This window comes from Collinsella sp. CLA-ER-H9 (assembly GCF_040092295.1).
In the GTDB taxonomy this organism is placed as follows: domain Bacteria; phylum Actinomycetota; class Coriobacteriia; order Coriobacteriales; family Coriobacteriaceae; genus Collinsella.
Map to the genome: position 1 here is coordinate 68,395 of NZ_JBBNLV010000002.1, position 25,359 is coordinate 93,753.

Genomic DNA, 25,359 nt, shown 5'->3' on the forward strand with positions numbered 1-25,359 from the left:
CTTGGTTGGAGCCCTAAGCGTGGATAGTTCTCTCGGCGGCATCGCGGGCGTGAGCGGTGCGCATGACCGGAGGGCCCGTGCTGCTCCGTTGCCCGACGTGCTAGCGCGCAGAACAATCTGTTGGTGCATTCGGCGGCTGCTGAAGCGTTTCGGCAGCCGCATTTTATACGGAGTTTAAATACAACAGTCTGTTGTATTACGTAGAGTGGTATATCTCTAGCAGGAAAAATGCGAGAGACGGAGCATTATGGCGTTGCTAGTAGGACTGGACGTAGGGTCGACGACGACCAAAGTTTACGCGATGCACGAGGATATGACCGAGGCGTGGTGGGGATATCGCCGCCACGGGGCGTGTCAGACAGCGAGCGTGCGCGCCATGCTCGGCGAGCTCGCCGAGCGCTTTCCCCATGAGTCGCTGCGCGTTGCGGTGACCGGCTCGGGTGCGCGCGATATCGCGACCGCGCTGGGCGCCTCGTACGTTCAGGAGGTGGTCGCCAACGCGCTCGCGATCAGCAGGTTCTATCCGCAGACGCGCTGCGCCATCGAGCTGGGCGGCCAAGACGCCAAGATGATCTTCTTCCGCACCAACGATAAGGGAGACATCGAGGTTGCCGACATGCGCATGAACGGCTCGTGCGCAGGCGGTACCGGTGCATTTATCGACGAGATGGCAAAGCTCATGGGGGTCGGCACCGAATCGGGCGAGTTCGAGCAGCTCGCAAGCCGGGGAACGACCGTCCACGAGGTTTCGGGCCGCTGCGGCGTGTACGCAAAGACCGATATCCAGCCGCTGCTCAACGAGGGCATTCCTACCACCGACCTGGCGCTTTCGGCGCTTCACGCGGTCGCCCGCCAAACGATCGGCGGTCTGGCCCAGGGTATCGACATCGAGCCGCCGGTAATCTTCGAGGGCGGTACGCTCGCCTACAACCCCACGCTGGTCCGCGTGTTCCGGGAGCAACTGAATCTATCGGACGATCAGGTTATCGTCCCGCGCGATCCGCAGATCATGGTCGCGCGCGGTGCCGCCCTGTCGCTGACCGACATGTTCGCATCGTCCCAACCGATCGACCTTCCCGACGCTTTTGTCCGGCTGGATAAGCTCGAGACGGTCGCGCCCGCAAGCGGGGAGGGACGTCTTGCCCAGCCCTTTTTTGCCACACCTGCCGAGCAGGCGGATTTTATGGCACGCCATGGCAAAGAGACGCCGGCAAAGGGTCCGGATGCGTATGCGCCCGGAGAGACGGTGCGTGTGGCGCTCGGTATCGATTCGGGGAGCACGACGACCAAGTTCGCCCTGGTCGATGAGGCGGGTGAGCTTGTCGATTCGTTCTACGCGTCTAATAACGGCAGACCGCTCGACGTCGCCCAACAGGGTCTTGTCAGCTTGAAGAACCGCTGGGAGACAGCGGGAGTCACGCTTGCGATCGATGCCGTGGGCACCACGGGATACGGCGAGGAGCTTTTCGCGCGCGCGTTCCACGCCGACTACCATACGGTCGAGACGGTCGCGCACGCCCGCGCCGCGTGCGCATGCGTTCCCGATGCGACCTTCGTGCTCGACATCGGCGGACAGGATATGAAGGCCATCTGGCTCAACCACGGCGTGCTGACCGATATCGTCGTCAACGAGGCGTGCTCTGCGGGCTGCGGCTCGTTCCTCGAGGGTTTTGCCAAAAACCTCGGAATAGCCGTTGAGGATATCGCGACCGAGGCATTTTCGTCCAAAGCCCCCGCCGTTCTCGGCAGCCGCTGCACGGTGTTCATGAACAGCAGCGTCGTTTCCGAGCAGCGGCGCGGTAAGGGTCCGGGCGACATCATGGCCGGTCTCTGCCGTTCGATTATCGAGAACGTGTTCACCAAGGTCATTCGCGTTTCAAATCTCAACCGTCTGGGCGACAAAGTCGTCGTCCAGGGCGGCACGTTCCGAAACGACGCGGTGCTGCGCGCATTCGAGCAGTATCTGGGCAAACCCGTCACGCGTGCGCCCCACCCGGGGCTGATGGGCGCTATCGGTATCGCCCTGCTCGCGCGCGAGAAATGCCGCAAGGGCGACGCCGGCACGTCGTTTATCGGGCTCGATGCCGTGGAGCGCTTCGAGCATCGCGAGTTCGGCGGCGTTACCTGCCGTCGGTGCAACAACCGCTGCCAGCGCGCGGTCGTGGCATTTGGCGACGGCTCGCTTTACGTCACGGGCAATCGCTGCCCGCGCGGCGGCGCCATCTCATGGGATGAGCTCGTGCGCGAGGTTCCCGCGGCGGAGGAGCTGCGTCCGCAGGGTGCTTGCGAGGCACATGCACCCGGCACGGGGCGCGACCGGACCGCGGCTGCCCCCAATCTCTTTGTCGACCGCGAGAAGCTGCTGTTCGAGTCGTGCCCCACGGTTCCCGTCTGCGGGGGGCGCGATGTCACGATCGGCATTCCCCGTGTGCTCGAGTTCTGGGACACCATGCCGTTCTGGTCGACGTTCTTCAGCACGCTCGGCTTTAAGGTGCGCGTCTCGGGACGCAGCACCAAGGCGATGTACGAGCGCGGTCTGGCGCACGTCACATCCGACACCGTGTGCTTCCCGGCCAAGCTCGTCCACGGGCACATCCGCAATCTCGTCGACGCCGGCGTCGACCGCATCTTCATGCCCATCATCACGACGGTGCCCACCGAAAACACCGCCTCTACCAGCGAGTGGATGTGCGCCGTCGTAAAGGGATACCCCTACGTGATGCGCAATTCCGATAACCCGGAGGAGCGTTTCGGCGTTCCGTTCGATACGCCGCTGTTCCACTGGTACGACGAGGGCGACCGAAACCGCCAGCTCAAGGCGTGGTGCAAGGAGACCTTCGATATCGATGCCGACCTGGTTGCCAAGGCGACCGAGCAGGCGGACCGCGCGCAGCAGACGTTTGAGAACCAGCTGCAGCTGCGCGGCAGGCAGGTGCTCGAGAACGTGCGCGAGGACGGCGGCTACGCGGTGGTGATCGCTTCGCGCCCGTACCACAACGACCCGCTGGTCAACCACGGGCTGCCCAAGCTCTTCTCTGAGCGCGGCATCCCCGTGCTGACGCCCGATGCGGTGCCGGGGGTCTGCAACGTCGATCTTTCCAACAGCCGCATCGACATCGTGAACAACTACCATGCGCGCATGCTGTCGTGCGCGGTCATCGTCGCATCGACGCCCGAGCTCGAGCTCGTGCAGATGGGCAGCTTCGGCTGCGGCCACGATGCGTATCTCACCGACGAGATCGCGCGCATGATGGGCGAGATGGGCTCCAAGGTTCCGATGATGATCAAGCTCGATGAGAGCGACGTCGCCGGTCCCATGGGCATTCGCGTGCGTTCGTTTATCGAGTCGGTCAACCGTCGTCGCGCGGAGGAGCGTGCCGAGGGCGCCCGGGTGCACGCGGTCCATCCGCTCGACGACCCGTATAAGGTCAAGTACACCAAGCGCGACCGGCACGACAAGATCGCGCTGGTCCCCAACACCTCCCATGCGTTCTGCAGGCTCATGACCGCGGCGATGCGCAATCAGGGCGTGCGCGCCGAGGCCCTTGATATCGGGCGCGAGGATGCCATCCGCCTGGGCAAACGCTATGTGCACAACGACATCTGCTTCCCCGCGCAAATCGTGATCGGCGAGGCGCTCGCGGCACTCGAGAGCGGTAAGTACGACCCGCACGACGTCGCCGTGGTGACTGGCAAGTATATCGGCGACTGCCGCCTGACGCACTACATGCCCCTGCTGCGCCGCGCGCTCGACGACGCGGGATACGACTATGTCCCGGTGCTCACCAACGACGACGTCGATGCCCACAATGCGCATCCGGGCTTCAAGCTCGGCCTTGGCCCGAGCATCCAGATCGCCTACGGTCTTCCCATGATCGATACCCTCGAGGCCATGCTTAGGCGCATCCGTCCCTACGAGCTCGAGAAGGGCGCGGCGGACGCTGCGTTCGACCGCGCGCTCGATGAGGTTATCGAGGGCATGGAGCGCTCCGGGCTGAGAGGCCAGGCGACGGGCTTCAAACGCGCGCTTGCGATCATGGACGCCGTTCCGTACGACCGCTCGAACCCGCATCCGACCGTTCTCATCGTGGGCGAGTACCTGCTCAATTTCCATCTCGGCGCCAACCACGAGATCGAGCGCTACCTCGAGGACAACGGGCTCGAGGTCATCGAGGCGCGCATGACCGACGTGATCCGCAAGACCTATTTCTACAAGCATGCGCAGTCGCGCGAGTTCCACGTCGACCTGTCGCTGCCCGAAAAGGCCTGGTACGCCACGGCGGACAACCTGTTCGAGCTCGCGCACGACCGTTGCGACCGCCTGGGCGCGGCGAGCCCGCTCTACGAGCCGACGACGCGCATGCCCGAGCTCGTGCGCGCGAGCGATAAGATCCTGCACCATACGTTCGATGCGGGCGAGGGCGTGCTGATTCCGGCGGAGATCCTCGAGCACGCCAAGCGCGGCTGCCGCAACTTCGTGGTCCTGCAGCCGTTCGGGTGTCTGCCCAACCATGTCGTGGGGCGCGGGCTCATCCATGCGCTCAAGGAGCAGTATCCCACGGCGCAGTTCCTGCCGCTCGACTACGATCCCGACGTGAGCTTCGCCAACGTGGAGAACCGTCTTCAGATGCTCATCATGAACGCCAAGGCGCAGGGGTGCGGTGAGGCGCATGGCGAGACCGCGTAAGGACGCCGATGCGCCCGATGCACGCACCCGTATCATCGAGGCGTTTTGGGAGCTCATCGAGAACAACAGCATCTTCGAGCTGTCGGTTGGCGAGGTGACCCGCGCCGCCCGGTGCAATCGCGGAACGTTTTACTACTATTTTCACGATTTCGATGAACTCGTCGCCATCGCCATAGCCCAACTGCTGCAGGATAACGAGCTCATCACCGATGCCCTCTGGCATTTTTCGAGCGAGGGCGACCTTTCGGCGTTCGACCGGCGCGACGTCCGCTGCCTGCTGCGGCGCATCGTCATCACCATGAGGGCGGGTGCCGCCGAGCAGGTCGTGCAGGGCATCCATACGATCATCATCGACCGCGTGAGAGAGATCGTCCACCCCGACGGAGAAGAGCTCAAGGCGGATTCGAGCTTTGCGGTGGGCTTTCTGGTCTCGGGCATCATGGACTTTGTGATGGCGGTCGGCTTTGCCCGGGAGGGCGGCGAGGAGATAGACCTCGAGCAGCTGGGGGACAGCGCGTGCGCGTACCTGAGGGCGGTCGCCATGCAGACGGTGGAAACGGTCGCGCAAGTCGAGGGCGTCGATACATCCGAGCTGCTCGAACGCGTCTCCAAGGAGGCCGATGCCTATCGCGCATCGCGTGCGACGAGTCCCGACGTGGTGAAAGACGCCTAGGGTTTCTCTTGCGGGGCGCCTGTCGCGCATCGCGCGGTGAGTCCCGCGATGCGGTCATAACCTGCATTCATGTGAGCCGGGTTTATAGATATTCCTCCAGCTGTTAACATAGACAACCTGTGGGTAAAGAGACAAAAGCGCCGCCGACGGGCGGGCGTTTTGATTTCGATGAACTCATGTAAGGAAACGAGCATGTTAGATAGATTTACCGATCGAGCGCGCAAGGTCATGTCGATGGCCAAACAGGAGGCGCTCGATCTTCATTCAAATAAGGTGGGCACCGAGCACCTGCTGCTCGCGCTTGCCAAGGAGGACGAGGGCATCGCTGCCGAGGCGCTGCGCTCGCTCGATATCTCCTACGACGACATCATGGACACCCTCAAAGAGGTCCAGACCACGGTTCCCGAGCCCAGCGAGGAGACCGAGGCGGCCAAGCTCGCCTTTACGCCGCTCGTCATCAGCGTGATGGAGCGTTCATTCCGCGTGGCACGTGAGAACAACCAGACCTACGTGTCGACCGAGCACCTGCTCATCGGTATCGTCGAAGAGGGCAACGGCATGGCCATGGACATCCTCATGCGCTTGGGTGTGTCGTCCGCCTCCATCAAAAAGGCTATCGAGAAACTCACCGCCAAGGACCAGGACAAGAAGCGTCCGCTCGCCGGCGCCGGTGCTGGTCGTCCCGGTGCGGGCCTGCCGTTCTTTAGCGGCTCGGATGCCTCCCAGCAAAAGGGGAGCGGCACCGATACACTTAAGCAGTTCGCGACCAACCTCACGCAGAAGGCACGCGACGGCGAGCTCGACCCTGTAATTGGTCGCGAAAAGGAAGTCCAGCGTATGATGGAGATCCTTTCGCGCCGCACCAAGAACAACCCGCTCATTCTGGGCGACCCCGGCGTGGGCAAGACGGCCATCGTCGAGGGCCTAGCTCAGCAGATTGCAGCCGGCAACGTGCCCGAGAACCTCATGAACCAGAACATCTGGACGCTTGACCTGCCGGGTCTTGTCGCGGGTGCCAAGTATCGCGGCGAGTTTGAGGAGCGCCTCAAGAACGTGATCCAGGAGGCCACCGAAGCCGACGACGTCATCCTGTTTATCGACGAGATGCACACCATCATCGGTGCCGGTTCTGCCGAGGGGTCCATCGATGCAAGTTCCATGCTCAAGCCCGTGCTCGCGCGTGGTGCCTTCCAGATTATCGGCGCCACCACGGCCGAGGAATTCCGCAAGTACCTCACCAAGGACCCAGCCTTCGAGCGTCGCTTCCAGACCATCGATGTCGAGGAGCCGAGCGTCGAGGACACGGTCAAGATCCTGACTGCGCTCAAGCCGCGCTACGAGGAGCACCACCACGTGCGTTACACGCAGGGTGCCATCGAGGCCGCTGCGAACCTCTCCAACCGCTACATTCAGGATCGCTTCCTGCCCGATAAGGCCATCGACCTCATTGACGAGGCCGGTGCCCGCGCTCGCATCGCCGCGAATCGCGCACCCGAGCCGGTGCGCGAGGCCGAGCATCGCATCGAGGAACTCAAGGTTGCCGCACAGGAGGCTACCGAGAGCGACGACATGAACAAGGCCGCCGAGATCACCGAGCAGCAGAAGGCTGCCGAGATTGAACTCGCCGAGGCCAAGGCTGCCTGGACCGCCGAGCTCGACGCCAGCCCGCTCACCATCGACGTAAGTCAGATCGCCGATATCGTGTCCGTGACCTCGGGCGTGCCGGTGTCCTCGCTTACCGAGAGCGAGAGCCGCCGCCTGCTGCAGACCGAAAGCGTGCTCAAGACCCGCATCATCGGCCAGGACGAGGCTGTCGAGGCCGTGGCCAAGGCAGTGCGCCGCAGCCGTTCACCCCTCAAGGACCCGCGTCGCCCCGGCGGCAGCTTTATCTTCCTGGGTCCCACCGGCACGGGCAAGACCGAGCTCGCCAAGACGCTTGCCGAGTACCTCTTTGGCAGCAAGGATGCGCTCATCAGCTTCGACATGTCCGAGTTCGGTAGCGAGTTCGAGGTATCCAAGCTCATCGGTAGCCCTCCGGGTTACGTTGGTCACGACGAGGGCGGCCAGCTCACTAAGGCCGTTCGTCGCCACCCGTACTCGGTCGTGCTGTTCGACGAGATCGAGAAGGCGCACCCCGACATCTTCAACATCCTGCTGCAGGTGCTGGAGGAGGGCCGCCTGACCGATAGCCAGGGCAAGACGGTCGACTTCCGCAATACCGTGATCATCATGACGTCCAACGTGGGCGCCCGCGAGATTGCGCAGGATGCGAGCGTGGGCTTTGGCACCACCGGCGAGCAGGGTCTCACGTCGAGTGAGATCCGCGGCCGCGCGATGGGCGAGCTCAAGCGCCTGTTCCGCCCCGAGCTGCTCAACCGCATCGACGACATCGTGGTGTTCCAGAAGCTCTCGGGCGAGAACCTGACCAAGATTGCTCACCTGCTGGTGGACGATCTGCGCCAGCGCCTGATTGCCAACGGCATGAACATCAAGCTCACCGATGCGGCCTATAACAAGATCGTGGCCGAGGGCACCGACCTCACCAACGGTGCGCGTCCGCTGCGCCGTGCCATCCAAAAGCTCATCGAGGACCCGCTGTCCGAGGAGCTTCTGGCCGGCGAGTGGGGCGAGGGCGATACCGTCCTGTGCGACGTGGCCGATGGCAAGTTTGTCTTTAGCCACGGCACGGGCGAGATCCCGGCACCGCGTCCGGCGGGCACGCTCGGTGGCGATACCGCCCCGGCGGCACCGCACACCGGCAACGCCGCGCCCGTGAGCGGCGGCGTGACCTCGGGCCCCGGCGGCATGATGCAAGCCGGTTCCGGCGCGCTGTAGGGTGTGGCGACAATTTGATCTGTGCAATCGAGGCGTTCCGGCAAGGGCGCCTCGATTTGTAGAGCTGTGAAGTTGTGACCGTTACGCTATGCGGTCCACCGTTAGCCGATGATGCGAGGGCGCTCGGCGTTTTCGAGTGGTTTATGCAAACGAAGTCTGGGAATATACAAGGCGCATGTCTTATTGTCTAACCAGTTGCGCCAAGGAGGCACCATGGACTACAAGATTACTGGCTACGAGCCCGCCCAGCTGTTCCATTTCTTTGAAGAGGTCAGCGCGATTCCCCGTGGGTCTGGCAACGAGAAGGGCATCAGCGATTTCCTGGTCGCGTTTGCCAAGGAGCGCGGTCTCGATGTGTATCAGGACGAGGTCTACAACGTCATCATTCGCAAGCCCGCATCTGCCGGCGCCGAGAACGCCCCGACCGTGATGCTGCAGGGCCACATCGATATGGTGTGCGACAAGTTGGGCTCTGTTGAGCACGACTTTACGACCGACGGTATCGACCTGGTCGTCAAGGACGGCGTCCTCACCGCTAACGGCACCACCCTGGGCGCCGACAACGGTATCGCCGTCGCGCTTATGCTTACCGTGCTCAACGACGATTCGATTGCCCATCCGGCCCTCGAGTGCGTGTTCACCACCGACGAGGAGACTGGCCTGGTCGGCGCCGAGACGCTCGACAAGTCCCAGATTAGCGCCCGCACCATGATTAACCTTGACTCCGAGGAAGAGGGCGTTGCCACCGTCAGCTGCGCCGGCGGCGTCGTCGTTACCTACACCTGCCCCATCGCGCGCGAGCACAAGACCGGTAGCACCCTCACGCTCGACATCTCCGGCCTGCTGGGCGGCCACTCCGGCAGCGATATCCACCTGGAGCGCGGCAACGGCAACCTCATCATGGCCCGCATCATCGACCGCCTGATGGTTGCCGGCGAGCCCGCCATCGTGAGCTTTAACGGCGGCACCAAGGACAACGCCATCAACCGTGAGTGCAAGGCTGTTCTGGTCTATGCCGACCACGCTGCCGCCGAGGCCGCGGCCCAGATCGCAAAGGACATCATCGCCGACGTCACTGCCGAGCTCGAGGTCTTCGACCCCGGCTTTACCTGCACCGTCGAGATTGCCGACGACGCCGAGATCGAGGCCATGGACCAGAAGTCCGCGCTTGCCCTCATCCGCGCCCTGCGTCTTGCCCCTAACGGCGTGATTCGCCGCAACGTCGCCACCGACGGCTCCGTCGAGGTTTCCTCCAACATCGGTGTGGTTGCCACCTCTGACGACGAGGTTAAGATCATGCTTTCCCCGCGCTCCTCGATCACCTCGCTGCAGAACGAGTTCAAGGATCGTTTGCAGACGCTTGCCGATGTCCTGGGCTTCGACGCCAAGTTTGAGTTCGAGTATCCCGGCTGGAGCTATGCCGAGCATTCGCCGGTCCGCGACGTCTTTGTCGAGAGCTATCGCGAGCTCTTTGGCTCCGAGCTGCGCATCGAGTCCATTCACGCCGGCCTTGAGTGCGGCCTGTTTGCCGAGGCCCTGCACGGCCTGGACGCCATCGCCGTGGGCCCGACGCTCTCCGATGTCCACACCCCGGACGAGAGCATGGAGCTCGCTTCTGCCGAGCGCTTCTACGAGCTGCTCATCGACGTGCTCAAGCGCCTCGCCGCGTAAAGGTTGCGCTAGCAGCAGTCCGAGCCACGTGCTAGCGGATTGCAAATGACATTACGAGAGGGGGTACCCGGTCTTTTGCGACAGGTGTCCCCTCTCTTCTTTTAAGAAATGGGAAATTGATTGGCGTCTAGCCCATATCCGCCCTGATGAGGTCGAGGGTTCGCTGGCAGTTTTCGCGGACGGGGCCGAGCATATGATCGCGCAGGTCCGCCATGCCGGGCAGGTCGGCGTATTCGTCCATGACCTCTTCCATGCAAATGGGTACCTCGTAGGCGAGGTCCATCATGGTCGCAAAGCAAAACTTCTCGGATAGCCCGGCATCGGTGAGCGCCGTCTCCAGCGCGGGGTCGCCCATACCGTGGTATCGGCGGATAGCACCTGGACCGATGCGCCCCACACGATTTTCGCCGCCAACGCTCATGGCAAGGCGCGCCCGGCGGCGCATGCGCTCATACGCCAAACCCGACGCGACATCGTACATTCGAGCCATCATGGCTGCGCCGTCGTTTCCAAGGAGCAGGGAATAGTTTTTCGCATGCGCATCCGGTGCGCCGATAATGGCGTTGAAGAACAGTATTTGCGTAAACAGATACAGGTTAAGTTGATGGTGGCTCGTATTTATGAGGAGCTCTTGAATGTCGCGGGTGGTCGGGCCGCCGTCTGCCGTGTACTTTTGGGCGGGCATCACCCCAAGTGCCTGGCAGAGGTCTTCTTGATGTAGACGCCTGATCGTTCCGTCTTCGACTTTCATGCGGTCATAGCGCTCAACAATGAGGGCAGGTTCGTCCTCAAACATACGATATTCGACGTTTGCCGTTGCGATACCGGCGCGCTGGGCGCTTTTCATGCAGACAAACTCATTGAGAGCCTCGAGTTTAAATCCGATAACGCCATTTTTGAAAATATGCGTCGTGGGCGAGGAGCCCACACATTCGCACCAGCGACCGTCTATGAGTGCGAGTGCGAACTTGCCCTGGTTGCCTCCAAGTGACCAACTTTCATCTAGACCCATCCACGATGCATCGCGGTCATCTCTGATCGACTTGAGACGCAGCGCAATCTCGTGATCGCCTATAGGGCGGTATTCGCTGGTGCGATGCAGGACGGCGTTGACGTCTTCTTCGGCACAAAACTGCACTCCACCCGGACAGTCAAGTCCGATATGGCTGAGTAGCGCAACGGCATTGTTGGGTCTAACGTCGAATTCGGCAGCAATCGCTTTTCGCTGATCCTCGCTGTCGGGTAGAAGGCCAAACAGGTACGGATTCATGACCTGTTGTCCGTATGTGCGATTCGATACGGGTATGTTGGTCGATAGGGCTGGCCCGTCATAGTCATGATCGTAGGTAAAGCTGATAAGACCGTTCTCATCTTGCGTGAGCGTTCCCGCAGGTACGCCGCAAATAATGGTCCGAAGTGATGTTCTGGCCATTGGCTATTTCCCGTCAGGCTTTGGTTGGACAGATGCGTTTGCGGCAATCGAGACTCCGAGATTGGACATGGCGAAATCTGCGAAGGCTTTGTCGTAGAGTTCAGACGTAAAGGGGGCGTCTGCAAGAACCGGAATGGCGGCGCAGCAACGGTAGCTATGAGAGGGACGTTGAGCGCGATGGCGTCTGGGGGTACTGTGAGGTTGCAAATCGGCACGCGGAACGTTGGCTGATTGCTCATTTTTCGTTTCGCCTATATCCCCTTGAGCGGCGAGCGCCAGTCCGAGAGCATTGAAGATTGCCAATAGCTTGTCGAGTCGAATGCCGGTGGCATCTCCTAGCTCGAGCGATGCGAGCAGGCGCTCCGAAACACCGGCTTTTTTGGCGAGGGCGGCACGGGTGAGACCCTGAGCCTCGCGTGCCTGGCGCACATAGATGCCAGCTTGACGCGGTGTGGTGATGGGAAGGGTATCCACAGCGATCTCCTAACGTGCAGACTTTTGCATATCAGTATGACATGCAAAAGTCCGCACGAAAAGGCCTCATGCAAAACTCTGTATGAGGCCTTGTACTGGCGTTGAGTTTTGAGCGATTGTGTTTGGCGTTACAGCGCCAAAATTCCCAGGTGCTCAAGCAGGATCTCGAGCCCGATGAGGATAAGCACGACGCCGCCCACGATGGTGGCGGGTTTTTCGTAGCGCGCGCCAAAGGTGTGGCCGATCGCTACGCCGGCGACGGAGAAGATAAAGGTCGTGATGCCGATGAGCGATACAGCGGGCATGATGTCGACCGAGAGCGCGGCAAATGAGATGCCAACGGCTAGGGCGTCGATTGAGGTGGCGATGGCGAGGATCATGTACTCGCCCAGGTCAATCTTTTCGGCATCCTTGCCGTCGCCTTCATCCTCGTCCTCGGTAAAGGCCTCCCACAGCATTTTGCCGCCAATGAAGGCGAGCAGGATAAAGGCGATCCAGTGGTCGATGGGGCCGATGATGCCCATAAACTGGCTGCCAAGCGCCCATCCGATCACGGGCATGCCGGCCTGGAAGCCGCCAAAGAACAGGCCGAGCACTACGGCGACCTTAAGGTTGATCTTCTTCATGCCAAGGCCCTTGCAGATGGATACGGCAAAGGCGTCCATCGAAAGGCCAACGGCGAGCAGCACGAGCTCTGCGAGTCCCATAGTCTGGCTCCCTCTCTGCGGGCGGGCCCGCGTGTACCTCTTGGGGGAGCAACAAAAAGACTATCCTTGGCACATGGTTGAGTGGGTAGTCAAAAGAGCCCGTCCCAAATTAGCTATCTTAGCGGTGTTCGCTCATTCTGTAAGCATCGGATTTCGCGAGCGCCGCGGGGACAAACCGTGAGAAACTATTTAGCGTTTATGGAGCGTATACGATGGGAGCGATGCCTTGGATAAGAACGAGCTGCAAAAGCGTATGGAACAGGCCATCCGCCTGACGGCACCTGGTCAGCCGATCCGCACTGCCCTCGACATGATCATCGCCGGTCACCTGGGCGCCCTTATCTGCGTTGGCGACACCGAAAACGTGCTCGCTGCCGGTAACGACGGCTTCCCGCTCAACATTTCGTTCACCTCGAACCGTCTGTTCGAGCTCTCCAAGATGGACGGCGCCATCGTCATCGACGGCGACCTCACCCAGATCCTGCGCGCCAACTTCCATCTCAATCCCGATCCCTCGCTTGCCACGAGCGAGACGGGCATGCGTCATCGCACCGCCGCTCGCATGTCGGTGCTCACCGATGCCATTGTGATCTCGGTCTCGGCCCGTCGTGCCGTCGTCAACGTGTACGTTCACGGCAAGAGCTACGAGATCCAGCCCGTCACCACCATCATGAGCTCGGTCAACCAGCTCGTCGCCACGCTCCAGACTACCCGTCAGTCGCTCGACCGCTCCTTGCTGCGCCTGACGGCCCTCGAGCTCGACGACTACGTTACGCTCGCCGACATTACCGGTATTTTCTCGAGCTTTGAGATCATGCAGCAGGCAAAGACCGAGCTTAAGGATTGCATCGTCAAGTTGGGCAACCAGGGCAAGCTCGTGCAGATGCAGCTCGAGCAGCTCGCGGGCTCCAGCATGGATACCGAGTATGACCTGATGATCCGCGACTACGCAAGTGATTCTTCCGAGGCTAATGCCGAGAAGATTCGCGCCAACCTAAGCCGTATGACACCTAAGGACCTGTCCGACCCACAGCATGTGGCGGCGGTTCTGGGTTACGACGACCTGGACGAGGACTCCGTCATGACACCGCTGGGCCTGCGCACGCTTTCGCGCGTGTCCGTCGTGCGCGACGGCGTGGCCGAGAAAATCGTCGACGAGTATGGATCGCTGCAGGAGCTCATGGACGACATCAGCGAGGATCCGGAGCGCCTGGGCGACTTTGGCGTTAACAACCCTGCCATTCTTGCGGACTCCCTGTACCGCATGAAGGGCACCAAACAGGGGAACGCATAATGGCGCCCGTATGCGCCGTGGTCGTTGCCGGTGGCAGCGGCCAGCGCTTTGGTAACCCCGGTGGCAAGCAGCTCGTCAATGTAGCGGGTCGTCCGCTTATGAGCTGGTCCATCCGCGCATTTGACCGTAGCAATAAGGTCGGCCACATCGTCGTGGTTTGCCCTGCCGAGCGTCGTGCCGAGATGCGCCGCCTGGCCATCAGCCCGTATTCGTATAGCACGCCCATCAGCTTTGCCGATGCCGGCGAGACCCGCCAGGATTCCACCCGCGCCGGCGTGCACGCGGTGCCGGCGGGCTTTGAATACGTCGCCATCCACGACGGCGCCCGTCCGCTCATCACGACCGAGGCCATCGATCATGCGATCGACGTGCTCGTGAGCGACCGCGCCCTCGACGGTGTCGTGTGCGGCCAGCCTGCCATCGACACACTCAAGATTGTCGACGGCGACAACATCGTCGAGACGCCGCCGCGCGAGCTTTACTGGGCCGCGCAGACGCCGCAGATCTTTAGCGTCGACGCCATGAGGCGTGCCCATGCCACGGCGATTGCTGAGGGCTTTATCGGTACGGACGATTCGTCGCTGGTCGAGCGCATGGGTGGGCGCGTCCGCTGCGTCCAGAGCCCGCGCGATAACCTTAAGGTGACGGTGCCCGAGGACCTGCGTCCCGTAACCGCGATTCTGCTCGGTCGCATGGCCGAGGGAGAGGACCTTCCCCATGTTCAGTAACCTGCGCATTGGACACGGCTACGACGTTCACCGTCTGGTGGAGGGGCGTCGATGTATCATCGGCGGGGTTGACATTCCCTACGAGCGCGGCCTGCTGGGCCACTCGGATGCCGACGTGCTCGCGCACGCGCTGGCCGACGCCATTCTGGGCGCCTGCCGCGGGGGAGACATTGGCAAGTTGTTCCCCGACACCGATCCTGCCTATGAGGGCGCCGACTCGATGGTGCTGCTTGCCCGCGTAATGGACTATGCACGCGAGCTGGGCTTTGAGTTTGTCGATGCCGACTGCACCATTGCCTGCCAGCAGCCCAAGATCACCCCGCATCGCGATGCCATGCGCGCCAACCTGGCCCATGCCCTGGGCGTCGACGTCGAAAACGTGGGCGTCGCCGCCACTACGACCGAAAAGCTCGGTTGGGAAGGTCAAGGCGAGGGAATTGGCGCCTGGGCCGTCTGCCTGTTACAGAAAACCGTTAAGGAGTAACGAATGCGTATCTACAACAGCGCTACCCATAAAAAGGAAGAGTTCCAGCCCATCGAGTCCGGCAAGGTCCGCATGTACGTGTGCGGCCCCACGGTCTACGACAACATCCACATCGGCAATGCCCGCACGTTCATCAGCTTTGACGTGATTCGTCGTTGGCTCATCGCGAGCGGCTACGAGGTCACGTTCGCCCAGAACCTCACCGATGTCGACGACAAGATCATCAAGCGCGCCAACGAGCAGGGCCGTACGGCTGCCGAGGTCGCGACGGAGTTCTCCGACAAGTTCATCGGCGTCATGCGTGCCGCCAACGTGCTCGATCCCGATGTGCGCCCCCGCGCCACCAAAGAGATCGGCCCCATGATCGCCATGATCAAGACGCTCATCGAGCAGGGCCACGCCTACGCCGCCGATAACGGCGACGTGTACTTTGCCGTGCGCAGCGATTCCAACTATGGTCAGGTCTCGGGCCGCAACATCGACGACCTTATGGTTGGCGCGCGCATCGAGGAGAACGAGGACAAGAACGACCCGCTCGACTTTGCCCTGTGGAAGGCTGCCAAGCCCGGCGAGCCCAGCTGGCCGAGCCCCTGGGGCGAGGGCCGTCCCGGTTGGCACACCGAGTGCGCCGCCATGGTGCATCGCTACCTGGGCACCCCGATCGACATCCACGGCGGCGGCTCCGACCTTGCCTTCCCGCATCACGAGAACGAGTGCGCCCAGGCCACCTGCGCCTGGCACCAGGCCTTCTCCAACACCTGGATGCACACGGGCATGCTGCTGGTAGACGGCGAGAAAATGTCCAAGTCGCTCGGCAACTTCTTTACGCTGGCCGAGGTCCTCGAGCAGCACTCTGCCGCGGCCCTGCGCCTGCTGATGCTGCAGACGAGCTATCGCTCGCCGCTCGACTTTTCGTGGGAGCGCCTGGAGGGTGCCGAGAACTCGCTCACGCGTATCGCCGGTACGGTCGAGAACCTGCGCTGGGCCGCGAACCATGCGACGGCCGAGGCCGATGAGGCAGCATCCGAGGCGTTTGCCGCCAAGGCCGCCGAGACCCGTGCCACTTTTAAGGAGTGCATGGACGACGACTTTAATACCGCCGGTGCCATGGGCGCCGTCTTTGGCTTTGTGACCGAGTGCAACCAGTACCTGGAGCAGGCGGGCGACGCTGCCGACAAGGCCGCCGCGCTTGCCGCCGCCGATACGCTGGTCGAGCTGCTCGATACGTTTGGCGTTGAGCTCCCCGAGCCCAAGGTCGAGTTGCCGCTGGGCCTGCTGGGCGTTGCCGCCGGCCTGGTTGCCTACACTGGTGACGACGTGGACGAGGCAGCTGCCAAGATTCTCGAGGCCCGCGCCGAGGCCCGCGCCGCCAAGAACTGGGATCTGGCAGACGCCATCCGCGATCAGCTCAAGGATCTGGGCCTGACGATTGAAGATACCGCCGCCGGCACCCGTATTAAGACTCTCTAGTATTTGTCGACCGTTCGAGGTGCGGTAGATTGCCTTGAAAGAGGAGGGCATAGACCTGGTGGTCATGCCCGACGATTGAAAGGCAAGGCGCCGTGGCTCGGACGGTCGATTCTTGTTCGTTATCTTTTTAAGGAGGTCGCTTTATGGCCGACAATCGCAAGCGTGCGCCTCGTGGCGGCAAGCAGGCTGCTTCTGGCTCGCGTCCGATTCGCCGCAATGACCGCGCTGCCGCTTCCAAGGGCCAGCGCGATCGCACCCAGGCCGCACGTCCGCAGCGCGATCGCAGCCGCGACGCTGTCCAGGCTCCCAAGGGCGAGTTTATCGAAGGCCGTCGTGCTGCCGCCGAGGCGCTACGCACTGGTTTTCCCATCAAGTGCGCGCTCATTGCCGAGGGCGGGGAGCGCGATGCCGCCTTGTCGCGCCTGGTCGACGACCTCAACGCCGCGGGTGTCCGCATTAAGTATGTGCCGCGCGTGCAGCTCGACGCACTGTCGAGCCATGGCGCTCACCAGGGCATCGCGCTCGAGGTTGGCAACTTCCCCTATGCCGATGTCGCCGATATCCTCGATCGCGCGGGCGACGGTCCGGCGCTCGTCGTCGTGCTCGACCACGTGACCGACGACGGCAACTTTGGCGCCATCGTGCGCTCCGCCGAGGTTGTGGGCGCGGCCGGCGTCGTCATTGCCAATAAGCGTGCCGCCGGCGTAACCGTGGGCAGCTACAAGACGTCAGCCGGTGCCGTCATGCACCTGCCTATCGCGCAGGTGCCCAACATCGCCCGTGCGCTCGACGACCTCAAGGCCGCTGGCTTTTGGGTGGGCGGTGCCTCCGAGCACGCCGAAGGCAGTTGCTGGGATGCTCCCTTCGAGGGCCGCGTGGCGCTCGTCATGGGCTCCGAGGGCGACGGCATTTCGCGCCTGGTGCTCGAGAAATGCGACTTTTTGACCAAGCTTCCCCAGCGCGGCATGACCGAGAGCCTCAACGTCGCCCAGGCGACCACGGCGCTGTGCTTTGAGTGGCTGCGCCGGAACGCCGGCGAGCTCATGGGGGAGGAGTAGCGCATGTCCAAGAAGAACCGCGCCAAGTCCAAGGCCAAGCGCTTTGGCGAGGGCTCGGCCAAGCCGATTGTATCGGCCGCGACCTATGGCGTGGGCGGCAATGCGTTTGCGCAGGCTATCGCCGACCCAGTCTCGACGGTGCACTCCAACAAGCCCGAGCTGCTGGTGGTCGACGGTTACAACGTGATCCACTGTACGCCGCGCTACGAAAAGCTCGTGTACGACCATTCCGACGATCCGTATTCCAGCGACGTTCACGATATGGCGCGCACCGCCCTCATCAACGATGTCGCCGCGTTTGCCCAGGGCCGCTACGAGGCTGTGATCGTGTTCGACGGCGCGGGCAATATCTCCAACGAGCGCCCCAACCTGCCGGCCCGCGGCGTGCGCATCGAGTTCTCGCCGACGGGTGTCTCTGCCGATACCGTGGTGCAGAAGCTCTGCATCGAGGCGCGCGAGGAAGGCCGCGCGTGCTCCGTGGTGTCGAGTGACGGCACAATCCAGGCCGTCGTCATGGGCAAGGGTGTAACGCGCATCTCGAGCCGTATGCTGGTGGACGAGATCAAACAGATCGATAACGACGTTCACGAGGCAGAGGAAGCTCCGCAGATCAAGATGACTCTGGGCAGTCGCCTGAGCCCCGATGCCCTGGCCAAGCTCAAGGCCCTTCGCGGGAGGTAGGGGATTATCTGTAGAGACCAGCTACTCGGCTGGTCAATTCACTGGCTTGTAGTTATTGGATTGTGGACTTGCCATCGCCAAAACGAATAGTTTTTGGTTTTGGCGAACGGATAAAACTATTCGTTCTGGCGAATAGTTTTGAGATGTGGTCGGTCGAAGGGCCTGTTGCGCCCCATCCTCAATTCCTTTATCCTAAACAGGCTTCGCGCGAAAGCGCCAAGTGTGCCAGTGTGGCGCAACGGTAGCGCAACTGATTTGTAATCAGTGGGTTGCAGGTTCGATTCCTGTCACTGGCTCCATGAGAGTTTCGGGCTCTGTTCCCTTGTGGGACAGGGCCCGTTTCTATTTATGTTGACATGTCAGCGGGTTTGACTCCCACCAAGCTTCAGGTTTGTCTCGATCTATAACACGGGCGGGCTGAAAACCCTCCTTATAGTTACAGATCGAGACAATGCCAAGGGATGGTCGATAACATCTCGATCTATAACACGAAGAGGCTGAAAGCCGTTCTTGCTGTTATAGATTTAGATAAACAGACAAGCCGCCAGGGAAACATCTCGATCTGTAACAGATAGAGGAGGAATAACCCTCTTACTGTTACAGATCGAGACAGAAGCCAGGGCGAGGTTGGTCATCGTCATCGAGCGAGGATTTTCGGACACACGAGAGTGGAAAATCTCCCGCCTGGAGAATGAGCGTGGATAATCTGCCACTTTGGCCTTGGGGCCATGCCAAAAGTGGGAGATTATCCACGCTCGATTTCAAACGGGAGAAAATCCACGCTCGAATTTGCCGCGGAAGCCCGATCTCGACCTATATATAGGTGCAAATAGGCTGTTATCGAAGTTCGATCCTGAAGGTGTACTCCACTATGCCAAAGTGTTCCCTTGGGAAATGTCACCGCTACATGCAAATCCACCATCCTTCATATCCAAACTCAACAAAACCGCAGGTCAAAAGCATATAGATACGCCCGGCACCGTGTATCTAGAGGTTTTCGTTGACAGCCCCCAAGGTGGCATCGTATTATCTTTTTCGTTCGCGGGGGCGGCGGTCCAAAAGACCAAAGAAACTGCGGATACTTGAACGATTGGGAGTTTGCCCGAGTGGTTAATGGGGACGGGCTGTAAACCCGTTGGCTCTGCCTACATAGGTTCGAATCCTATAGCTCCCACCCGTCAAGTGCCTGTATAGCTCAGTCGGTAGAGCACTTCGTTGGTAACGAAGAGGTCACCAGTTCAAGTCTGGTTGCAGGCTCCATCCGGCGGTGTAGCTCAGTTGGTTAGAGCACACGGTTCATACCCGTGGCGTCACTGGTTCGAATCCAGTCACCGCTACCATAGGTAACACGGTGGCTTCTCAATAGTATGTTGAGAGGCCACTATGGTATAAAGGCAAAGTCCCGTCCGGGGACGACCTGTTTAGAGGAGGGCTTTATGGCCAAAGAGAAGTTTGAGCGCACTAAGCCGCATGTTAACATCGGCACCATTGGTCACGTCGACCACGGCAAGACCACGCTGACCGCTGCCATCACCAAGGTTCTCTCCGAGACCGAGGGCTGCAAGGCTGACTTCACTGCGTTCGAGAACATCGACAAGGCTCCCGAGGAGCGCGAGCGCGGCATTACGATCTCCGTCTCCCACGTCGAGTACGAGACTGCTGCCCGTCACTACGCTCACGTTGACTGCCCGGGCCACGCTGACTACGTCAAGAACATGATCTCCGGTGCTGCTCAGATGGACGGCGCTATCCTGGTCATCGCCGCTACCGACGGCCCCATGGCTCAGACCCGCGAGCACATCCTGCTCGCCCGTCAGGTCGGCGTTCCCTACATCGTCGTCTTCCTGAACAAGTGCGACATGGTCGACGATGACGAGCTCATCGACCTCGTCGAGATGGAGACCCGTGAGCTCCTCTCCGAGTACGATTTCCCCGGCGACGACATCCCCGTCATCCGTGGTTCCGCTCTGGGCGCTCTCGAGGGCGACGCCAAGTGGATGGACGCCATTCGCGAGCTCATGAACGCTGTCGACGAGTACATCCCGACGCCTGCTCGTAACAACGACCTCCCGTTCCTGATGGCCGTTGAGGACGTTATGACCATCTCCGGCCGTGGTACCGTTGCTACCGGTCGTGTCGAGCGCGGTGAGCTCAAGCTCAACGAGCCCGTCGAGATCGTCGGCATCAAGGATACCCAGAACACCGTCGTTACCGGTATCGAGATGTTCCGTAAGTCCATGGACTTCTGCGAGGCTGGCGACAACGTCGGTCTGCTGCTCCGCGGCATCAAGCGCGAGGACATCGAGCGCGGCCAGGTTCTCTGCAAGCCCGGTTCGGTTACCCCGCACACCAAGTTCACCGGTGAGATCTACGTTCTGACCAAGGAGGAGGGCGGCCGTCACACCCCGTTCTTCGATGGTTATCGTCCTCAGTTCTACTTCCGTACCACCGACGTTACCGGTACGGTCAAGCTCCCCGAGGGCACCGAGATGGCTATGCCTGGTGACCACATCACCATCGAGGGCGACCTCATCCACCCGATCGCCATGGAGGAGGGCCTGCGCTTCGCTATCCGCGAGGGTGGCCACACCGTCGGTTCGGGCATCGTCTCCACGATCATTGAGTAAATTAGCTCTTTGATATAGCTGACTTAGAGAACCCGGCACTTGTATGGGTGCCGGGTTCTTTTCTGCAATGGATACTAAGCCGTTGCTAGCGTCGAGAGGATCGATAATGGTCCTGGATGCACCGTCGATTAGCTCTCGATGGCTTCATTGATGTGTTCCAAATATGAATGGATCCACCGAGAACCAATTGACTCGAGGTTTTCATTGACAGCACTTACGTGGAGCTGATAAAGTAACAACTCGTGCCCGTACGGGGCGGAAATGAAAGGTTCAGGATACATGCGTACTCTAGTTACTCTTGCGTGCACTGAGTGCAAGCGCCGCAACTATACGACCACCAAGAACAAGTCGACCATGCCTGATCGTATGGAGATCAAGAAGTATTGCCCCTGGTGCCGTCACCACACGCTGCACAAAGAGACTCGCTAGTCTCTAGTCACATACGCCAGTAGTTCAATTGGTAGAGCATCGGTCTCCAAAACCGAGTGTTGAGGGTTCGAGTCCTTCCTGGCGTGCCAGTCATTATTCCGTAAGCTCCCAATTGGGGGCTTACGGTTTACTCATGTATAAGCGCATTGCGCGGAGGTAACCCAAATGGCCAACAAGAAGAACAAGAAGAAGGCTCAGCAGCCGGCACCTGCCAACAACGCTGCCGCCAACTCCAAGGTTGAGGCCAAGAAGGCCGTTGCCAAGAAGAACGAGAAGGCTGCGAAGTCCAAGAAGAACGAGAAGCCTGCTTTCTTCGCCCGCACCAAGAAGTATTTCGCTTCGGTCAAGTCCGAGATGAAGCGTGTCACGTGGCCCGATAAGAAGGAGCTCGTGAACTACTCGGTCGTCGTTTGCGCTTCTCTGATCGTCGTCGGCGTCGTCATCGCTCTGCTCGATGCTGGCTTTGGCGAGGCTCTTGCTCTGTTCTCTGGATTGAGGGGCTAAACCATGTCTAAGCGTTGGTACGTCGTTCACACTTACTCTGGATACGAGAACCGCGTTAAGTCCGATCTCGAACATCGCATCGAGACCATGGGCATGCAGGACCGTATCTTTGATATCGAGATTCCTATGGAGCGCGTCACCGAGATTAAAGAGGGTGGCAAGCGCGAGACCAAGGATTCCAAGATCTTCCCGGGTTATGTCCTGGTCCGCATGGAGATGGATGACGATGCTTGGACGTGCGTTCGTAACACGCCTGGCGTCACCGGTTTCCTGGGCGGCAACGGCAAGCCCGCTCCGCTTTCCCGCGACGAGTACAACAAGATGACTCGTCGTCCCGGTAAGGGCGATTCGCCCAAGCGCACCTCGGTTGATATTCAGGTCGGCACGTCCGTCCGCGTCACCGATGGCCCGCTTACCGACTTTGATGGCAAGGTCTCCGAGGTTAACACCGAGGCTGGCAAGCTCAAGGTCACGCTGATGATCTTTGGCCGCGAGACGCCGGTCGAGCTCGACTTTAACCAGGTCGCTGTCATCGCTTAAGTTTTCGTCCGTTCGCGCGAGCGTGCTTCTTCTGTGACTGCTCATCTCAGGAGTGCTTCTAACACGTGCGTGCTTACGATATAGCAAGTACTTCACACTCGTGATTCGAAAGGAATGACCATGGCTGAGAAGAAGGTTGCCAACGTCATTAAGCTCCAGATTCCTGCTGGTGCAGCTAACCCCGCTCCTCCCGTCGGCCCCGCCCTGGGCGCTGCTGGCGTGAACATCATGCAGTTCTGCCAGGCCTTTAACGCCGAGACGCAGGACAAGAAGGGCGACATCATCCCCGTTGAGATCTCTGTCTACGAGGACAAGTCCTTCTCCTTCATCACCAAGACCCCGCCGGCGGCTCACCTCATCAAGAAGGAGCTGAACCTCAAGTCTGGTTCCGCTAAGCCCCAGGCCGACAAGGTTGGTCAGCTCTCTCAGGAGCAGCTCACCAAGATCGCCGAGATCAAGATGCCGGACCTCAATGCCAACGACATTGACGCCGCCAAGAAGATCATCGCCGGTACCGCCCGTTCCATGGGCGTCACCATCGCTGAGTAGCGATTTCTTTAGGTAATGACGGGTGCTCCGACCGGGGCGCCCGTTATATGTGTGCAATAGGGCACACGATACGATGTGGGAGGGCTCACGCCCGTTTAACCACAGGAGGTAATGCACATGGCTAAGCATGGTAAGAGCTATAACGCCGCTGCCGAGAAGATCGACCGCGCCACGCTCTACACCCCCCTTCAGGCTGCCAAGCTCATCAAGGAGCTCGACACCGCCAAGTTCGACGAGACCGTCGAGGCCCACTTCCGTCTGGGCATCGATACTCGTAAGGCTGACCAGAACATCCGTGGTTCCATCTCCCTGCCTCACGGCACCGGCAAGACCGTTCGTGTTGCTGTCTTCGCCGAGGGCGAGAAGGCCCGCGAGGCCGAGGCTGCCGGCGCCGACATCATCGGTTCCGACGAGCTCGTCGCCCAGATCCAGAAGGGCGAGATCAACTTCGACGCTGCTATCGCTACGCCGAACATGATGGCCAAGGTTGGCCGCATTGGTAAGATCCTCGGTCCCCGTGGCCTCATGCCGAACCCCAAGCTCGGCACCGTGACCATGGACGTCGCCAAGATGGTCTCCGAGCTCAAGGCTGGCCGCGTTGAGTACCGCGCCGACCGTTACGGCATCTGCCACGTGCCCCTGGGCAAGAAGTCCTTCTCTGAGCAGCAGCTCGTCGAGAACTACGCTGCCCTGTACACCGAGATCCTGCGCGTCAAGCCCTCTTCTGCTAAGGGCAAGTACGTCAAGTCCATCTCCGTGTCTTCCACCATGGGCCCTGGCGTCAAGGTCGATCCCGCTGTCCAGCGCGACTTCCTGGCTGAGTAACTAACAGTTACTGCCTGAGCAAAGCAAGCATTGCTAAAGAGACCCGGTTCTGCCTCGTGCAGGACCGGGTCTCTTGCTTTTGAGTCAACGAAACCACCACGAAGGGGACAGGCACCCTTGTGGTGGTTTTACTTGTGTTGTACTTTAGCGCGATGTAGTACTACCCGAGGCCGAAGGGAGCCCAACATGTTTAAGAACACGCAACAGCTCCTAGGCCTAGCGCTACTAGATTGGATAGCGCGCTAGGGTTGTAATCTCGCTATAACGATTTGTTGTACCCGGGTGCGCTATCGTCTGCCGCTTTCAGGCGTGATGAGCGACACGGGTATTTTTCTATCTCTAGGCCTTCTCTCTCTCCTGAAAGCCATCTGTCATAAAACGGTCAATCAGGAGGAACATATAAGCCGCAAAATCACAATCTTTGACGCCACCCTGTGCGACGGTGAGCAGTCGCCGGGCGCCAGCATGAATACCGAGGAAAAGCTCTTCATCGCCCGCCAGCTGGTGCGCATGAACGTGGACGTTATCGAGGCGGGCTTTCCCATCTCGAGTCCTGGTGACTTTCGCTCCGTACAGGAGATTGGCAAGATTGCGGGCGACCGATGCACGGTATGCGGCCTGACGCGCGCTGTCGACAGGGATATCGAAGTGGCTGCAGAGGCGCTCAAAACGGCCCAGAGGCCCCGTATCCATACAGGGCTGGGTGTGAGCACCAGTCACCTGCGCGACAAGCTCCATATGACTGAGGAAAGGGCAATTGAGTGAGCGATCCATGCCGTCAAACATGCTCGCAAGTTCGTTGACGATGTTGAGTTTTATGCCGAGGATGCCGGCCGCTCCGATCAGGAGTTTCTGGTGCGCATTATCGAGGCGGCCGTAAAGGCCGGTGCCACGGTCGTGAACATCCCCGATACGATGGGCTACAACATGCCGTGGGACTTTGGCGCCCGCATCCGTGACCTGCGCGGGCGCTGCGGGTGCGGCCGGTCAGCGTGCGGTCGACGTGATGGAGTATCGCGAGTACGAGATTGAGCGCATTGCGCGCCAGGCATTTGAGGCGGCGCGCAAACGTCGCGGCAAGGTGACGAGCGTTGATAAGCGCAACGTGCTGGAGACGAGCCGCATGTGGCGCGAGATCGTGCATCGCGTGCAAGACGAGGAGTACTCCGACGTGGAGCTTGAGGACCTGCTCGTCGACAACGCCGCCATGCAGCTCATCAGTCGACCGGCAGACTTTGACGTCGTGGTGACGGAGAACATGTTCGGCGACATCCTGTCCGATGAGGCGGCTCAGATTACCGGATCGCTCGGTATGCTTGCCTCTGCCTCGCTGGATGATGGCGTATCGCTGTTTGGGCCGAGCGCTGGCAGCGCTCCTGACATCGCGGGGCTCGGCGTGGCCAATCCGCTGGCTCAAATCTTGTCGGTGGCGATGCTGCTGACCTACGCGCTCGACATGGGCGAGCAAGCCGCGTGGATCGAGAGCGCCGTGGCGCGCGTGCTCGACGAGGGCTGGCGCACCCGTGACATCGCCGATGTCAACACCCCGGCAGATAAGATCCTCGGCACCACGACGATGGGCGACAAGGTCGTCGCCGCGCTGTAGGCGATGCCGATTCAAGCTGTCAAATATCTCAATCTGTAACATCTAAGGGGCAAAATCGTTCCTACCTGTTACAGATTGAGATTTT

At 60.7% G+C, this 25,359-nt stretch carries 20 protein-coding genes, 5 tRNA genes and 1 pseudogene; 23 read left to right on the top strand and 3 right to left on the bottom strand.

The annotated features are described in order from the left end of the window. The first annotated feature begins 247 nt into the window (after positions 1-247). The 4 genes from AAAX73_RS02060 to AAAX73_RS02075 all read left to right on the top strand — a co-directional run bounded on the left by AAAX73_RS02060 (position 248) and on the right by AAAX73_RS02075 (position 9,866). Positions 248-4,687 carry an acyl-CoA dehydratase activase gene (locus AAAX73_RS02060; RefSeq protein ID WP_349124888.1) on the top strand — a complete coding sequence of 1,480 codons (4,440 nt, stop codon included), beginning with the start codon at positions 248-250 and terminating at the stop codon, positions 4,685-4,687. Further along, complete coding sequence (locus AAAX73_RS02065) at positions 4,671-5,360, top strand: TetR/AcrR family transcriptional regulator (protein ID WP_055285228.1); 690 nt, start codon at positions 4,671-4,673, stop codon at positions 5,358-5,360. Before AAAX73_RS02060 ends, AAAX73_RS02065 begins: the two co-directional genes overlap by 17 nt. 192 nt (positions 5,361-5,552) lie before the next feature. Next, positions 5,553-8,195, top strand: a complete 2,643-nt coding sequence (locus AAAX73_RS02070; protein WP_349124889.1) for an ATP-dependent Clp protease ATP-binding subunit — start codon at positions 5,553-5,555, stop codon at positions 8,193-8,195. 213 nt (positions 8,196-8,408) lie between these two features. Further along, positions 8,409-9,866: an aminoacyl-histidine dipeptidase gene (locus AAAX73_RS02075; protein WP_349124890.1), complete on the top strand. Its 1,458-nt coding sequence runs from the start codon at positions 8,409-8,411 to the stop codon at positions 9,864-9,866. Positions 9,867-9,993: 127 nt separating this feature from the next. On the opposite strand, the gene AAAX73_RS02080 is transcribed toward AAAX73_RS02075, so the two are convergent. From AAAX73_RS02080 to AAAX73_RS02090, 3 genes are all read right to left on the bottom strand, one after another. Continuing rightward, positions 9,994-11,298, bottom strand: a complete 1,305-nt coding sequence (locus tag AAAX73_RS02080; protein ID WP_349124891.1) for a type II toxin-antitoxin system HipA family toxin — start codon at positions 11,296-11,298, stop codon at positions 9,994-9,996. Positions 11,299-11,301: 3 nt separating this feature from the next. Next, positions 11,302-11,772 (bottom strand): helix-turn-helix domain-containing protein, encoded by a 471-nt coding sequence (locus tag AAAX73_RS02085; protein ID WP_349124892.1) that lies wholly within the window; start codon positions 11,770-11,772, stop codon positions 11,302-11,304. 128 nt (positions 11,773-11,900) lie between these two features. Further along, positions 11,901-12,479, bottom strand: coding sequence for a manganese efflux pump MntP family protein (locus AAAX73_RS02090; RefSeq protein WP_349124893.1), 579 nt, complete (start codon positions 12,477-12,479; stop codon positions 11,901-11,903). 226 nt (positions 12,480-12,705) lie between these two features. Between AAAX73_RS02090 and disA the strand changes: the two genes are divergently transcribed. The 19 genes and pseudogenes from disA (at position 12,706) to AAAX73_RS02185 (ending at position 25,274) form a co-directional block, all read left to right on the top strand. Beyond that, positions 12,706-13,773: a DNA integrity scanning diadenylate cyclase DisA gene (gene disA, locus AAAX73_RS02095; protein WP_089572525.1), complete on the top strand. Its 1,068-nt coding sequence runs from the start codon at positions 12,706-12,708 to the stop codon at positions 13,771-13,773. Further along, positions 13,773-14,501 carry a 2-C-methyl-D-erythritol 4-phosphate cytidylyltransferase gene (gene ispD, locus AAAX73_RS02100; RefSeq protein WP_117798311.1) on the top strand — a complete coding sequence of 243 codons (729 nt, stop codon included), beginning with the start codon at positions 13,773-13,775 and terminating at the stop codon, positions 14,499-14,501. Before disA ends, ispD begins: the two co-directional genes overlap by 1 nt. After that, a complete protein-coding gene (ispF, locus tag AAAX73_RS02105) occupies positions 14,491-14,985 on the top strand; it encodes a 2-C-methyl-D-erythritol 2,4-cyclodiphosphate synthase (protein WP_006234975.1) in 495 nt (164 codons plus the stop codon). The genes ispD and ispF overlap by 11 nt, the downstream gene beginning before the upstream one ends. Positions 14,986-14,988: 3 nt before the next feature. Beyond that, a complete protein-coding gene (cysS, locus tag AAAX73_RS02110) occupies positions 14,989-16,455 on the top strand; it encodes a cysteine--tRNA ligase (protein WP_349124894.1) in 1,467 nt (488 codons plus the stop codon). A 143-nt stretch (positions 16,456-16,598) separates the two neighbouring features. Next, complete coding sequence (rlmB, locus tag AAAX73_RS02115; protein WP_349124895.1) at positions 16,599-17,513, top strand: 23S rRNA (guanosine(2251)-2'-O)-methyltransferase RlmB; 915 nt, start codon at positions 16,599-16,601, stop codon at positions 17,511-17,513. Between the two features lie 3 nt (positions 17,514-17,516). Then, positions 17,517-18,194 (top strand): NYN domain-containing protein, encoded by a 678-nt coding sequence (locus AAAX73_RS02120; protein ID WP_055309418.1) that lies wholly within the window; start codon positions 17,517-17,519, stop codon positions 18,192-18,194. A gap of 224 nt (positions 18,195-18,418) precedes the next feature. After that, positions 18,419-18,493, top strand: a tRNA-Thr gene (locus AAAX73_RS02125). A gap of 793 nt (positions 18,494-19,286) precedes the next feature. Continuing rightward, positions 19,287-19,368, top strand: a tRNA-Tyr gene (locus tag AAAX73_RS02130). 10 nt (positions 19,369-19,378) lie between these two features. Then, positions 19,379-19,454, top strand: a tRNA-Thr gene (locus AAAX73_RS02135). Between the two features lie 3 nt (positions 19,455-19,457). Continuing rightward, positions 19,458-19,534, top strand: a tRNA-Met gene (locus AAAX73_RS02140). A gap of 96 nt (positions 19,535-19,630) precedes the next feature. Further along, positions 19,631-20,821: an elongation factor Tu gene (gene tuf / locus AAAX73_RS02145; RefSeq protein WP_117563790.1), complete on the top strand. Its 1,191-nt coding sequence runs from the start codon at positions 19,631-19,633 to the stop codon at positions 20,819-20,821. A gap of 279 nt (positions 20,822-21,100) precedes the next feature. After that, positions 21,101-21,250, top strand: coding sequence for a 50S ribosomal protein L33 (gene rpmG / locus AAAX73_RS02150; protein ID WP_022093895.1), 150 nt, complete (start codon positions 21,101-21,103; stop codon positions 21,248-21,250). 13 nt (positions 21,251-21,263) lie between these two features. Next, positions 21,264-21,339 (top strand) — tRNA-Trp (locus AAAX73_RS02155). A 76-nt stretch (positions 21,340-21,415) separates the two neighbouring features. After that, entirely contained in the window at positions 21,416-21,754 is a 339-nt protein-coding gene (gene secE, locus AAAX73_RS02160) for a preprotein translocase subunit SecE (RefSeq protein ID WP_349124896.1), read from the top strand. Positions 21,755-21,757: 3 nt separating this feature from the next. Beyond that, on the top strand, positions 21,758-22,294 hold the full coding sequence (gene nusG, locus AAAX73_RS02165) for a transcription termination/antitermination protein NusG (protein ID WP_006234984.1): 537 nt from the start codon (positions 21,758-21,760) through the stop codon (positions 22,292-22,294). A gap of 120 nt (positions 22,295-22,414) precedes the next feature. Next, the gene (rplK, locus tag AAAX73_RS02170) at positions 22,415-22,843 is read left to right on the top strand and encodes a 50S ribosomal protein L11 (RefSeq protein ID WP_022093893.1); all 429 of its coding nucleotides are present in this window, start codon (positions 22,415-22,417) and stop codon (positions 22,841-22,843) included. Positions 22,844-22,960: 117 nt separating this feature from the next. Next, a complete protein-coding gene (gene rplA / locus AAAX73_RS02175) occupies positions 22,961-23,668 on the top strand; it encodes a 50S ribosomal protein L1 (RefSeq protein WP_022093892.1) in 708 nt (235 codons plus the stop codon). Positions 23,669-24,133: 465 nt separating this feature from the next. Then, positions 24,134-24,700: pseudogene (locus AAAX73_RS02180) on the top strand (hypothetical protein). Next, on the top strand, positions 24,609-25,274 hold the full coding sequence (locus AAAX73_RS02185) for an isocitrate/isopropylmalate family dehydrogenase (protein ID WP_226790685.1): 666 nt from the start codon (positions 24,609-24,611) through the stop codon (positions 25,272-25,274). Before AAAX73_RS02180 ends, AAAX73_RS02185 begins: the two are co-directional and overlap by 92 nt. The last annotated feature ends 85 nt before the right edge of the window (positions 25,275-25,359 follow it).